At 60.8% G+C, this 13,254-nt stretch carries 12 protein-coding genes; 3 read left to right on the top strand and 9 right to left on the bottom strand.

Annotated features, from left to right (window positions below; all coding sequences use genetic code 11):
* Window positions 1-80: 80 nt before the first annotated feature.
* On the bottom strand, window positions 81-1,043 hold the full coding sequence (locus FIV03_RS04735) for a DJ-1/PfpI family protein (RefSeq protein ID WP_152508840.1): 963 nt from the start codon (window positions 1,041-1,043) through the stop codon (window positions 81-83).
* 84 nt (window positions 1,044-1,127) lie between these two features.
* Between FIV03_RS04735 and FIV03_RS04730 the strand changes: the two genes are divergently transcribed.
* Window positions 1,128-2,306 (top strand): MFS transporter, encoded by a 1,179-nt coding sequence (locus FIV03_RS04730; protein ID WP_152508839.1) that lies wholly within the window; start codon window positions 1,128-1,130, stop codon window positions 2,304-2,306.
* Between the two features lie 14 nt (window positions 2,307-2,320).
* Here the strand turns inward: FIV03_RS04730 and FIV03_RS04725 are convergent, their stop codons facing one another.
* Entirely contained in the window at window positions 2,321-2,830 is a 510-nt protein-coding gene (locus FIV03_RS04725) for an MmcB family DNA repair protein (protein WP_077293228.1), read from the bottom strand.
* A gap of 136 nt (window positions 2,831-2,966) precedes the next feature.
* Here FIV03_RS04725 and FIV03_RS04720 point away from each other — a divergent pair, with 136 nt between their 5' ends.
* Window positions 2,967-3,449, top strand: coding sequence for a hypothetical protein (locus FIV03_RS04720; RefSeq protein ID WP_152508838.1), 483 nt, complete (start codon window positions 2,967-2,969; stop codon window positions 3,447-3,449).
* Window positions 3,450-3,725: 276 nt separating this feature from the next.
* Here FIV03_RS04720 and FIV03_RS04715 read toward each other — a convergent pair whose 3' ends face one another.
* Entirely contained in the window at window positions 3,726-4,142 is a 417-nt protein-coding gene (locus tag FIV03_RS04715) for a lactoylglutathione lyase (protein WP_152508837.1), read from the bottom strand.
* Between the two features lie 159 nt (window positions 4,143-4,301).
* On the opposite strand from FIV03_RS04715, the gene FIV03_RS04710 reads away from it, so the two are divergent.
* Entirely contained in the window at window positions 4,302-5,300 is a 999-nt protein-coding gene (locus tag FIV03_RS04710) for a LysR family transcriptional regulator (RefSeq protein WP_152508836.1), read from the top strand.
* 36 nt (window positions 5,301-5,336) lie between these two features.
* On the opposite strand, the gene sulP is transcribed toward FIV03_RS04710, so the two are convergent.
* The 6 genes from sulP to FIV03_RS04680 form a co-directional block, all read right to left on the bottom strand.
* On the bottom strand, window positions 5,337-7,121 hold the full coding sequence (gene sulP / locus FIV03_RS04705) for a sulfate permease (RefSeq protein WP_152508835.1): 1,785 nt from the start codon (window positions 7,119-7,121) through the stop codon (window positions 5,337-5,339).
* A gap of 92 nt (window positions 7,122-7,213) precedes the next feature.
* Entirely contained in the window at window positions 7,214-8,884 is a 1,671-nt protein-coding gene (locus FIV03_RS04700) for a bifunctional protein tyrosine phosphatase family protein/NAD(P)/FAD-dependent oxidoreductase (protein ID WP_022999240.1), read from the bottom strand.
* 127 nt (window positions 8,885-9,011) lie between these two features.
* Window positions 9,012-9,905, bottom strand: a complete 894-nt coding sequence (locus FIV03_RS04695) for an MBL fold metallo-hydrolase (RefSeq protein ID WP_022999239.1) — start codon at window positions 9,903-9,905, stop codon at window positions 9,012-9,014.
* Between the two features lie 36 nt (window positions 9,906-9,941).
* Window positions 9,942-10,376 carry a DUF6691 family protein gene (locus tag FIV03_RS04690; RefSeq protein ID WP_152508834.1) on the bottom strand — a complete coding sequence of 145 codons (435 nt, stop codon included), beginning with the start codon at window positions 10,374-10,376 and terminating at the stop codon, window positions 9,942-9,944.
* Window positions 10,377-10,380: 4 nt separating this feature from the next.
* The gene (locus tag FIV03_RS04685; protein WP_209009854.1) at window positions 10,381-10,809 is read right to left on the bottom strand and encodes a YeeE/YedE family protein; all 429 of its coding nucleotides are present in this window, start codon (window positions 10,807-10,809) and stop codon (window positions 10,381-10,383) included.
* Between the two features lie 334 nt (window positions 10,810-11,143).
* The gene (locus FIV03_RS04680; protein ID WP_152508833.1) at window positions 11,144-13,219 is read right to left on the bottom strand and encodes a bifunctional DedA family/phosphatase PAP2 family protein; all 2,076 of its coding nucleotides are present in this window, start codon (window positions 13,217-13,219) and stop codon (window positions 11,144-11,146) included.
* Window positions 13,220-13,254: the final 35 nt, after the last annotated feature.

Here is a 13,254-nt window from a genome sequence, read left to right as displayed (position 1 = left end):
GGGGCGCTGGTTGCAGCGCTCCGGATGGCATCTCAGCTGATGTCCGGCAGGTGCCATCCGCGATCTGTCGCCACAGGGTTTCAGCTATCCGCGAATTTTTCCCGGTACTCGCCGACGGTGGTATTGAGATGCCTCTTGAACGCCCGCTGCATTTGCTGGAAATCGGAGAAACCGGAAACACGGATAGCGCTTCCCACCGGCGCACCGCCTGACAGGACATCCGCTGCCCGCTTGAGCCTGTAGCGTTCCAGATATTTCACGGGCGTTAGCCCCGCGCTTGCGGAAAACCGTCGGCTCAAGGTCCTCGGGGTCAGACCGGCAACCTCAGCCATCAACTCCAGTGTCCAGTCGCGTCCGGGATTGTCCTGCAAGGCGTCAAGCAGCCGGCCAAGTTCGCGGTCGCCGGAAAACTGCGCTTCAAGCAAGTCAGCGAACTGGGTTTGGCCACCGGCTCTTTTCAGATAGACGACCAACTCGCGGGCAACGGCAAGAGCCAGGGCTCCACCATGGTCCCTCTTGATGATCTCCAGCGCCAGATCGATGCCTGAGGCCACGCCTGCGGACGTCATCACATTGCCGTCGATGTGATACAGCTCGTCGGTAGACCAGCGCACCTCAGGAAATTGCCGTCGCACCTGTCGGGCGCGCCGCCAGTGGGTCGTGGCTTTCCGGCCATTCAAAAGGCCAGCATTGGCCAGGACCAGCGCACCGGAGCAGATCGAGATTACCCGTCTGTCCTCCATTTCCGAAGGCCATGTTGCAAGAAAATCCAGGATCATCCGGTCATGCATCGCTTGATCGACACCAGTCCCGCCCGGTATCAGGAGATCCCGCCGCCCGTTTGTCGAAGCGGTCGTGTCCACTTGCAATCTGAGCCCGCAGGAAGAGGTGACCCCCATCCCGTCCATGGAAACGAAGCGCAACCTGTAGCGTTCGGTGCCGTCTTCGTTTGCCGAACTGAAAACCTGCGCGGGACCTGCCACATCCAGGATGTTCAGGCCGTCGAAAAGCAGGATGTCGATCTGGCGAAGCGTTTTGTCCATAATTGACGACACTATGTCATTATAGACAGTCGGTTCAACCGGTAAACAGGAGTGATCCCTGGCGTAACCGGTACGGACGGCCTCATGCTCACGAGAAACTTTCTCCTCATTCTCCTTGCGAATATCGTGCTCGGCTCGGCAATGCCGATGCTGATCATCCTTGGCGGTCTGGCAGGAGGGTGGCTGGCTCCCCACGTGTGGCTCGCAACCGCTCCGCCGTCGACGCAGATGCTGGTCGGCATCATCGTGGCAACGCCGGTATCTCTCTTCATGGGGCGCTTCGGCAGGCGAGCAGGTTTCCTGCTTGGCGCGGCAATGCTGGTCTTCGGCGGTATCTTCGCGGCATTGGCGCTTGTTCTGCAGAATTTCATCCTGCTCTGCCTGGCACATGCGGCTCTTGGGGCCGCATTGATCAGCGTGAACTATTTCCGGTTTGCGGCCTCCGAGGCGGTTCCCGCCGAACATCGGGCCCAGGCGATTTCCTTCACACTGGCTTCCGGACTGGTGGCCGCGTTGCTGGGGCCGCAACTGTTCAATGAAGCAAAGGACGCACTGGCGCCGATACCGCTGGCAGGAGCCTATCTTGCAATCGCCATGCTCGGAGTTCTGGGGGCGTTGCCGGTCTGGTGGTTAAGGATGCCGGCATCGCCACTCAAGGTGGCCCACAGGCGCGCGGAAAGCGCGGTACGGATCCTGAGCCGTAATCCTGGGGCGGTCGGAGCGATCGGGCTTGCAGCTTTGTCACAGGCGATGATGGTTCTTCTGATGACCCCGACACCCTTGGCGATGATCGGTTGCGGGTTCGCCGAAGGCCAGGCCGCGGATGTCATTCGCTGGCACGTGGTCGCAATGTTCGCGCCCGGTTTCTTCACGGGGTTTCTGATCCGCCGCTTCGGTGGAACCAGGATCGCCGTCCTGGGGCTCGTTCTCCTGTTCGCTTCCGCGCTGACGGCATGGTCCGGCATCGGCCTGCTCGAATTCTACGGTGCCCTCGTCCTGTTGGGCGTGGGTTGGAATTTCGGTTTCATCGGAGGAACGCATTTGCTGCAGGCAGCCTTGAGCGACGAGGAAAGGCCGCTGGTCCAAGGCGTCAACGATACGCTTCTTGCGGTTTCGTCCTCCGGAGCCTCGCTTCTCTCCGGCGTGCTGTTTGCGGGGATCGGCTGGACGGGTCTGGCTGCGGTGTCCGCTCCTGTCCTGGTGCTGCTCGCACTGATCCTGGTGCTTCGCCTCCGGCGCAGGGAAACCGTTGCAAGGGCGTGAGACGAAAGTCGGCCCTAGTAGCTCTGGAACAACCGAACGCCGTCCGGGTCTGACAGGTTGTGCAGGCGGTGTGCGGCATGGCGGGCGAAGCGGTGGGTTACCGATTTCCGGGTGGCCGCCGCCAGCTTGTGTTCCGGTGCTTCGCGCAGGATCTCCGCCCCGAAGCCGTCGGAAACAATCAGCCCGGCTTCCTCGGGAAAGATCTCCAGCGGGACGTCCGGATGCGTCGCGAAATAGAGCCGGTCGCAATGAAGGCGGTAGTCCGGCCACTTGGTATCCGCCCGGAAATCGGCAATCGAGGATTTGACCTCGACTATCCAGAGCTCATGTTTCGGCCCAAGCGCCAGAAGATCCGCCCGCCGGGCGGAGGCAAGAGTGACTTCCGGCAGGCAGGCGAAATCGAGCTGTCGCAACAGCCGCGCGGCCCCGCGCCAGACCTTCAGCGCGGTTTCCGACTGACGTCCGTCCTTGAGCGGGTCATCCAGCTGAATCCGCCCCGCTAGTGGCTGATGATCGGGTTCCATGCGCATTTTGTTCCACATTTGTTCGTTTTTTGCAAGTTTTGCCGTTGGCGACATTGACCTTTCCTGCCAACTTGCGCGATGTTTCGGCGCATCGGATAATCCGGTTGGATCTTGTCACTCCGGGAGGGGGTAGCGGTTGAACGGTTTCACACGAAATGCCTTGTTGGGCGTTGCACTGGCGTTTGCGTGCGGGCCTGCGCTTGCAGGCAAGGGAGACCTGATGTTCCAGGTGCCGAAATCCGCACCCCTTCTGCAAGGGCGGGCACTGGATCTGCGTTTTGCGGATTTCGCGCAAGGCATATGGGTGCGGGAACTGCAGGATTGTCCTGCTCCGCGGATCGACCGAAGCGCGCCCGGTTCCACGCTGGCCATCTACCGCGGTCTTCTGGAAACCCCGGGGCGCATCTGTCAGGTGTATGGGGCCGAAAAGAGCGGCAAGATGACCCAGCGTGCGGCAATCAGTTGCCTGCTGACGGATGGCGGCGAGGCGATCGAACTGGTCACCGTTCGGCCCCGTGGTACGGAAGGGCTCATGGTTCAGGAAGGCGAAAAGCCGCCGGTCCATTTCCGCTTCTGCGAGAAGATCGTGCCGATCCTGCAGTCGTCAAACAGCAACTGATGCCCCCTTTTGCTGGTTGGGTTGGAAGCCAGGAGCCTGAGTGCAAAACGCTCATCCTGAGGAGCCGCAAGGCGGCGTCTCGAAGAATGAGGCTGGTGGCAAGGATAAAGCCATCTTCCAGTGGGGCGTCAGGCAATATTTCGCATTTGTCGCCAGGCCGGCTCAGGTCTCCAACCTGTTCCAGGCGGTTTATCAGACGCTCTTTGACGTGAAACAGGCGCAGGCAGGTGGAGAGCAAAGTCCACAAGGCGTTCCAGTGCTCCCGCAACAGCCTTCTTACTCAGTTTCGGACGGCATTCCAGCCGGGTCCATCCAGGTCATTTCCAGAATGTGACCGTCCGGGTCTGCTATCGCGCAGTTGTAAAGCCAGCCCATATCCATGACGTCCCGTACTTTCGCGTCGCCCCCCGCTGCCGACCCGGCCGCGATGACATTGTCGACTTCCTCCCGGCTGTCGTGGGAAAGGGCAAGCAGCATCTGGCAAGTCTGATGGGCGTCCGGAATTTTCCGCGATACGAAGCTGGCAAAATACTCCCGCGTCAGTAGCTGAAACGTGATCGTGTCCGACCAGACCATGCTGGACGCCTGGGCGTCGCTGAACTGGTCGTTTCGGAAGCAACCAATTGCTTTGTAGAATTCCGTGGCAGCGGCAAGATCCGCAACAGGCAGGTTCACAAAAATCATCTTGGACATCGCAATTCCTCAAGGTCTGGGGATGGAACGGGGTTGGTCTGTTGCAAGGGGAAACGGCCGATTGCCGATCGCCGGATGCATGATTGCCGTGCCCTTCACCACCGTTGAACGAGAGGACAGTAGTTGCTGATCTGAAATGCTTGTAGTAACAAAAATGAAATGCAGCATTCCAATCCGCTAAAACTGAAATGGGACGATCTGCGCTTTATCCTTGCGGTGGAGCGGACCGGTTCGTTCGCAGGCGCTGCCGGACAACTGGAAACCAGCACGCCGACCGTGTTCCGGAGAGCGCGGGATATGGAGGATCGGCTTGGTACGCAGTTGTTCAGGCGCGATACCACCGGTGTGACCCTGACGGCTGCGGGCCATGATGCCGCGACGCTTGCAAAGTCGATGGAACTGGAAATCGCGTCTCTGGAGACGCGGATCGCGAATGAAGACCGGCAACTGGCTGGTACGGTTCGCCTCGCCACGGTCGATACACTCATTGCCGGACCGCTGATGCCGCTGGTGTCAAGATTCCGGGAGCAGTATCCGGACCTTTGCCTTGATATCAGATCAGGCGTCGGAATGGCTGACATCGGCCAGCGGGAAGCCGATGCCGCATTGAGAGCGGGAGGCGAGCCGCCTGAAAGCCTCGTGGGACGGCGCCTGTGCCGGATCGCGGTCGCGCTATATTGTGGCCCTGAGTTTTTTCGGAAGTCGGGCAACCCGTCGGCGTTAAGCCAGGTAGATCCGGACCCGATCTCCGACCTGGAAGCCCTTCACGCATGTCTTGCCCGGCAGCGGTTGCCGTTCTGCCTGCCGGACGGTGACCTTCAGCACCTTGCCACGGCAAAATGGCTTGCGGACCGGAAGCGGTTCGTGGAACCTGCACTCAAGGTCAACAGCATCCATACACTGGAACAGGCCGTGGCCAACAACGTGGGTCTCGGGCTGTTGCCCTGCTACCTGGCGGATCTCAATCCGCGATTGGTCCGCTTGACGGCGCCGATTGAGGAGTTTGCCAGCGATCTCTGGTTCCTGACACACAGGGAACTACGGGAAACGGCCAGGATCAGGGTCCTTTCGGATTTCCTGTTTCGTGAATTCAGGTCCCTCAAGGATCTTTTCGAGGGACGTACCAGATCTGTCGAAGGTGATTTTTCAGGTCGGTGAAACCAGGGCGTCAACCGAGAGGGCGCCGGAGCTGGATCAGATCTCCGGCCCGCTCCACAGGTTCGACTTCGCAGTTTTCTTCGGCGTGCGGCTTTCCGAAATATGCGCCGTCAGCGGGTCGAGCGTACACAGGGCGTCATACTGGCTGAGGAACACCTGCCCGCTCAAATGCTTCAGGAAATCGGTCCGCTTCAGTCGGTCCATCACCGGTCCTTTCACCTCCGAAAGGTGGAAGGAAACACCGGAATCCGACAGGCGGTGGTTGATTTCCTCAAGGCTCTCCAGGGCGCTGGCGTCGATCTCGTTCACGGCCGGGCACATCAGCACCACGTGTTCGATATCGGGCTTTTCGGCCACCAGTGCATAGATCCGGTCTTCCAGAAACCGCGAATTGGCAAAGAACAGGCTTTCATCGACCCGTAGCGTCAGCACCCGGTCACCCGTCACCACGGCGTGCCGGTCAACATTGCGGAAGTGCTCGGTTCCCGGCACGACGCCGACAATTGCCATATGCGGCCGGCTGCTGCGGTAAAGATAAAGCGCGATCGACAGGGCAACGCCGGTCACCACGCCCGGCTCGACACCGAAGAACAGTGTGATCAGGATCGTCGCGGCCATGGCCGCGAAATCGCTCTTCGAATAGGCGAACGTCCGCTTGATCGCGCCGAGATCGACCAGCGACAGCACGGCAACGATAATGGTGGCGGCCAGAGTTGCCTGCGGCAGATGCGTCAGCAGCGGGGTCAGGAACAAGGTGGCCAGCGCAATGCCGACGGCGGTGAAGGCACCGGCCGCCGGGGTTGCCGCCCCGGCATCGAAATTGACGACCGAGCGGGCGAACCCGCCGGTGACCGGATAGCCGCCGGAAATGGCGGAGGCAATGTTGGAGGCGCCGAGGCCGATCAGCTCCTGATCCGGCTCGATCCGCTGACGCTTCTTGGCTGCCAGCGTCTGCGCTACGGAAACGGATTCCACAAAACCGATAACCGAAATCAGCAGCGCGGGACCGGCAAGCGCCAGCCACAATTCGCTGTCGAAGGCTGGCAGATGCGGCACCGGCAGGCCGGAGGGAATGTCCCCGACAACACGCACGCCTTTCTCGCCGAGTTGAAAGACGGCGGACAGGATCGTGGTCACCGCTACGGCTGCCACTGGCCCGGCCTTGGTCAGGATATCGGCAAAGAACGGTTTCAGTCCCATGCCGAGCAGCAGTTTCTTCAGGCCCTTGCGCACCCAGAACAAAAAGGCCGTGGCCGATACGCCGATTGCGAAGGTGATCCAGTTGATCTCGCCAAGGTGCTGCAGGATGGAGCCCAGGATGTCGTAAAGCGTATGCCCGTTCGCCTTGACGCCGAGGATGTGCTTGAGCTGGCTGGAAGCAATCAGCAGGCCCGACGCGGTGATGAAGCCGGAAATCACCGGATGGCTCAGGAGGTTCGCCAGGAAGCCGAGCCGGAACAGGCCCATGGCGATCAGCATCAGGCCCGAGAGGAAAGCGAGAATGATGGCGGCACCCAGATATTCCGGGGTGCCCTGCCTGGCCAGTTCGCCAACGGCGGAAGCCGTCATCAGCGAGACCACGGCAACCGGCCCGACGGCCAGCGCACGGCTGGTGCCGAACAGGGCGTAGGCGACAAGCGGCAGGATGGATGCATAAAGGCCGACTTCGGGGGGCAGGCCAGCCAGAAGCGCATAAGCAAGAGACTGCGGGATCAGCATGATCGTCACGATCACCGCCGCAACGAGATCGTTTGTCGCCGTTTCCCTGTCATAGCTCTTGCCCCAGTCGAGAATGGGCAGATAGCGCTTTAGGCGGATCATTTTTCTTGGCCTTTGTCGGGGCTGGTAAAAACTCGAGCCGGGAAGCCGGCTCGAGTTGCAGGTTGGTATGACGGGCCCGTTTCCCGGGCTTGTTATGCTGCCGATACTTTTTCCGGCTTGGCCAGCCATTCCTTGCCGCGCAACATGGCACGCCAGTAAATGGGAGGCAGGATGCGCTCCTTCAGGAGCCATGCAGTGCGCGTTGGCTTGGTCCCGTCCACCAGCCAACGCGGGAAGCTCGGCAACAGCGTTCCACCGTAGCCGAACTCGGCCAGGACGATCTTGCCACGTTCAACGGTGAGCGGGCAGGATCCGTAGCCGTCATATTGGGCTGTCGCGCTGTGCCCTGCGATATCGGAAACGATGTTTTCCGCGACCACCGGTGCCTGTTTGCGCGCGGCTGCGGCCGTCTTGGCGTTCGGTGCGTTCATCACATCACCGAGCGACCAGATGTTGTCGAAGGTCTTGTGGCGCAGCGTGGACTGGTCGACATCGACCCAGCCGGCGGCATCCGCCAGCGGCGAGACGCGGATGAAATCGGGCGCCGTCTGCGGCGGCGTCACATGCATCATGTCGAACTCGACTTCCACCTGGCGTGGATCCTTTTCCGGTTCCTTCACCTCGAAGACGGCCTTTTTGCCGGGCCCGTCGACGGCAACCAGATTGTGGAAGAAGTTCAGGCCGGCATCGTATCGCTTCACGTAATCCATCAGCGCAGGCACATAGTCCTTCACGCCGAACAGCACACCGCCGGCATTCATGAACTGGATGTCGATCTTGTCCAGAGTGCCGGACTTCAGCCAGTGGTCTGCGGAAAGATACATGGCCTTTTGCGGCGCACCGGCGCATTTGATCGGCATGGGCGGCTGGGTGAACAGCGCCCGTCCTGCCTTCATGGTCTGCACCAGGTGCCAGGTGTAGGGGGCCATGTCGTATCGATAGTTGGACGTCACGCCGTTCTTGCCGAGCGTGTCGACAAGGCCTTCGACCTTGTGCCAGTCGAGCTTCAGGCCCGGGCAGACCACCAGCCGTCCGTATTTGACCACACGGCAGCCGTCCAGAACGACGGCATTGTCCTTCGGTTCGAAGGCAGCGACAGCCGACTTGATCCAGTGAACGCCCTTCGGAATGAGGGAGCCCATGGTCTTGGCTGTGTCCGAGGCCTCGAAGATGCCGCCGCCGACCATCGTCCAGCCGGGCTGGTAGTAGTGAACGTCTGCCGGGTCGATGATGGCGATTTCCAGGTCCGACTTGCGGGAAAGCAGACTGGAAGCCACCGAGATGCCGGCAGCGCCACCGCCCACGATGACAACGTCGAAACGCGCATCCTCGGCAGTCTCGGTCGGCGTGCGGCCGCCGTTGGCGATGCGCCGCACCACGCCAGCCATGTCGTAGCCGGCGGCCTTGGTTTTGGAGAGGATGTCGGAGAGTGGCAGCTTTTCGGCCTGGGACAACGACCAGAGCGTTGCCGAGCGCGTACCGGTCCGGCAATAGGCCAGGATCGGTTTCGGCAGGCTTTCCATCAACCGTCCGAATTCTTCGGCATCCGTATCGCCCACCTTGCCGGCAACGATGGGCAGATACCGCGCTTCCATTCCGAGCTTGCCGGCAGCCGCTTCGATTTCCTCGAACGAGGGCTGGTCGGCACCTTCTCCGTCGGGGCGATTGCAGATCACCGAGCGAAAGCCCTGTTGTGCAAAGTCGGCCATGTCCTCGGGTTTTACCTGGGGAGCTACCGATATCTGGGAATTGATTGCTTTCATGGGTCCTGTCCGCCTCCTCCCGGCGATGAAGTCTCGACCGATTTTCTGCAGACGCCCTCCCCGCGTGGATTCACGGGGATCAGCCGCCTGCTTCGGTTCTGCTAGAGGGGCCGTTCATTGGCCTCGATCAGAGGCCGTTGACCGGCACTTTCAGGAAGGTCTTGCCGCTTTCATCCGCGGGCGGCAGCTTGCCGGCGCGCATGTTCACCTGCAGCGAGGGGATGATCAGCTTCGGCATGTCGAGCTGGGCATCGCGTTCCGTGCGGAACTTGACGAATTCTTCTTTCGTCTTGCCGCCGCCGACGTGGATGTTGTGTTCCTTCTCGGCACCCACCGTGGTCTCCCACTGGATGTCGCGGCCGTTCGGGCCATAGTCGTGGCACATGAACAGGCGCATGTCGTCCGGCAGGGCCAGCACCTTCTGGATGCTGTCGTAAAGTGTTGCCGCATCACCGCCCGGGAAATCGGCCCGAGCCGAGCCGCCATCGGGCATGAACAGCGTATCACCGACAAAGGCGGCATCGCCCATCACATGCACCATGCATGCCGGAGTGTGGCCGGGCGTATACATGGCAAAGGCGGTCAGCTCGCCGATCTGATAGACGTCTCCGTCACGGAACAGGCGGTCGAACTGGCTGCCGTCGCGCTGGAACTCCGTGCCTTCGTTGAACACCTTGCCGAAGGTCTCCTGGACGACGGTGATCTTGTCGCCGATGCCCAGCTTGCCGCCCAGTTTCTGCTGGATATACGGCGCTGCCGACAGGTGATCGGCATGAACATGTGTCTCGATCAGCCATTCCAGCTTGAGATCCTTCTCGCGGATATAGGCGATGATCTGATCGGCATGGTCATAGGTGATGCGGCCGGCGGCGTAGTCGATATCCATCACGCTGTCGACAACGGCACAGGCGTTGGAAGCCGGGTCCTTGACCACGTAGCTGATCGTGTTGGTGGCCGGATCGAAAAAGGGTGTGACGTCAGGTTTGACACCCATGTCGACCGGATAGTTTGAGTTGCTCATAACAGTCTCCCGTTTGTTTTTGCCGGCCGAGCCGGGTCAGGCTTTTGCGGGTTGCTGGCGATGGCCGAGGGCGATCATCCATCTTGCGGTCAAGATGCCGGCAACGATAGCACCGGCGGTCAGCAGAGGCTCCATGCCCAGGCCCAGCACCGGAACAAGACCACCCGGACAGAAACCGCTCAGGCCCCAGCCGATGCCGAAAACCGCGGAGCCGCCGATCAGTTTGGCGTCGAGATCGGTTTTCGAAGGCAGGTTGAAGCCCTGTGCCAACAGCGGCGTGTTCATCCGGAAGACCAGACGATAGCCGATGGCCGTGACAAGCAGCGCACCGCCCATCACGAAGGCAAGGCTCGGGTCCCAGGTGCCGGCCACATCGAAGAAGTTCAGGACCTTGGCGGGGTCGCCCATGCCCGAGATCAGGATGCCGCAGCCGAAGAGGAGGCCAATGGCAAAAGCGGAAAGAAGTTTCATGCCGTTATCCTCCAAAGACGTGGCGGGTCAGGTAGACGGTCACACCCGCGGTTGCCATGAACGTGACGGTTGCCACGATGGACCGTGCCGACAGGCGCGAGATGCCGCAGACACCATGGCCGCTCGTGCAGCCGGAGCCATAGGTCGTGCCGATACCGGTCAGAAAACCGCCGGCCACCAGCAGCAGCGGGGAGGACGGCACGGTGATTTCCGGCAGTTGCCCGGTTAGGCCAAGCATGATCAGCGGGCTGGCGACCATGCCGGCCAGAAAGGCGGCGCGCCAGGCCCAGTCCTGGTTGAACTGCGTTGTCAGAAAGCCGCTGGCAATGCCGTTGATGCCGGCAATGCGCCCGAGCACAGCCATCAGGGCAACCGTGGCAACGCCGATCAGCGTTCCACCCAGGAAACTCATAAGGGGTGTAAAGTCAGTCATGATGTGCCCTTGATACTTTTTTCGTATATTCAAATATATGAATATACGAAAAAAGTATCAAGGGGTAATTTTCGATCGGGCTTCCGGGAATGGGGATCTGACACGCGAAAAACAAACTCCGCCACCGGTGCCTAACCCACTGAAATAACGACATCGTGCAGCGTGAAGTGAAGCCTGGATCCGAAGAGGTTCTGCAAGAGAATGGTGGCCCAATAGGACATTTTTGGGACCGCGTTGTGTGAAGGCTCAACAGATCAACCGTCTCTAAACCAGCGCAAGGGGCTGGTCCGGAAAGTGTTGCAGGCACCAGATCCGAACCGCTGCGATGGCGAGATTACTGAGCCTGCGGTGCAGCCTCGGGCGTATCTTTTGCAGGAACCCCGGACGCAGCCGGAGGTACCGGACCAAAGCTGAAGCCGAGCACGACTTCGGTACCGTCCGCTCGTTTTCGCGTTATCGCGCCAGGCAGCAGATGGGCCGGATTGTCGGTCGGGTCCGGAGTTTCGATATCCGTTTTTGGACCGGAGAACTCGCCCATCGGTCGCAGGATATCTTCATGTACCACGCTGCCGAGGTACAGCGGATGCAGGCTGCCCGCTTGCAGGATGGCATAGCGGCTCGGCCAGAGCCGCAGCACCCAGCGTCCGCTTTTGTCTGCGTCGGCGGAATGATCCTTGCGGATGAGAACGAGTGATGGTTGGCGCCCGTTCTGGCTTCGGGGCAGGATCGGCAGGGAATCCGGCGGTGTCTTGCCTTCCACGAACCCGCCTGCGCTCGAGAGTGACCATTTCGGCGGTTTCTGCCAGCCATCGGCTTCGGCAGCCTGGGCAAAGCGGTCCAGGGACCCGGTGTACTGGATCACCAGCGGTTCCTCGGTATCGCCATTCAGTTCGATCCGATGGGCAGGCAATGCCCGCCACCCGCCTGCCAGCCAGCCCGTTGCTGTCAGCGCTTCGGTGTTGGTGCGCGGCTCATAGATCTGAAGTGCCTTGTCATAGGTGCCTGAAAGGTGCCAGGCGCCGAAGATGCCGAGTGTAGCGACGACGATGACGGCAAGTGTCGTCCGGCCGATCTTCTCGTTGTGGATCGGGCCGAAAACGAAGGCGAAGGCGGAGACCATACCAATGCCGAACAACAGTCCGGCCAGGACGTCCGACATCCAGTGAGCGCCAAGGTAGACGCGCGAAAAGCCGATGGTGATGACCAGTGTCGCGGTGATGGTGAAAATGCTGGCCTTGGCCCAACGGCTGAGATCGTGGGCGATCAACACCGCGCAAATGCCGTAGAGCACCGCGTTCAGCGTCGCATGGCCACTGGGAAAACTGTAGGCGTCGGCACCCGCATAAAGCTCGATCGGCCGCGAGCGATGCAGCATCAGCTTGAACAGGGGCACGAACATGGCGGTGCCGGCCATCGCGATGACGAAGCCGATGCCGCGCCGCCAGGCTTTCCTCAGGAACAGATAGGCGGCAACCGCAACGGTGACGGCGGTAACGACGATCCCGTCGCCGAGCGATGTCACGAACACCATGATCCGGTCGCCGACCGGCGTGCGCAGGCTGTCGAACAGGTTCAGGATGGCAAGGTCGGCCCGCACCATCGGTTCGCCGGGGGCGATTTCTCCAACGATCCAGAAGAAGGCCGGCAAGGAAATCAGCAGGATCAGCGCCGAGGCCAGCATGCCTGCCGAGCGTGGATGCGCGGGGTCGAAATTGCGCGCGATCCATTGGGATACCCGGTCTTGACGCTTGGCGAAGCGTTTGACGATGGCCGCATGGGTGTTGGGAAACAGCGGCAGGACAATCAGGATCAGCCAGCGGCCGAGCATCACCGCCAGAAAGACGATGACCAGGAGAGCGCCGAGCACCAGGGCCAGTCGTCCGCTGATCTGGCCGATGGCATCAAGCGCGGAACCTGCAATGATACCGGGGGCGATATGCACGATCGTCCAGGCAAAGGCTGAGGTGACGTTGACCACCGAAAAGCGGGTGAAATTCATGCCGGCCATGCCGGCGATGCCTGGAACCACCGATTTTACACCAGGCACAAAGCGGCCGATAAAGACGCTCTTGCCGCCGTGTTTCTTGAAGAAATTCTCGCCGCTTTCCACAATGTCCGCATATTTGTTCAGCGGCCACATGGTCTTGATCTTGTCCTTGAAGGTGTAGCCGATCCAGTAGGAGATCGCATCACCTGCGGTCGCTCCCAGGGTCGTCCAGATGAACAGCGGCACGGGATCCAGCTTGCCGAGCCCGACGAGCGTTCCGGCGCCCACCAGCACCACCGTCGTCGGCACGAAAAGGCCGATCAGGAACAGCGCTTCGCCCATGGCGGCCAGAAAACAGATCAGACCTGCCAGGGACGGGTTTTCCGCGATGAAGGTCAGAACAGGATCAAGAAATTCGGTCACGGGGTCGGTCGTGTTGGTCGAGAAAAGTGAAAAAC

Origin of the sequence: Labrenzia sp. THAF187b (assembly GCF_009363375.1) — a bacterium.
Taxonomy (GTDB): Bacteria; Pseudomonadota; Alphaproteobacteria; order Rhizobiales; family Stappiaceae; genus Roseibium; species Roseibium algicola.
This window is presented reverse-complemented; position numbering and strand designations above follow the sequence as displayed.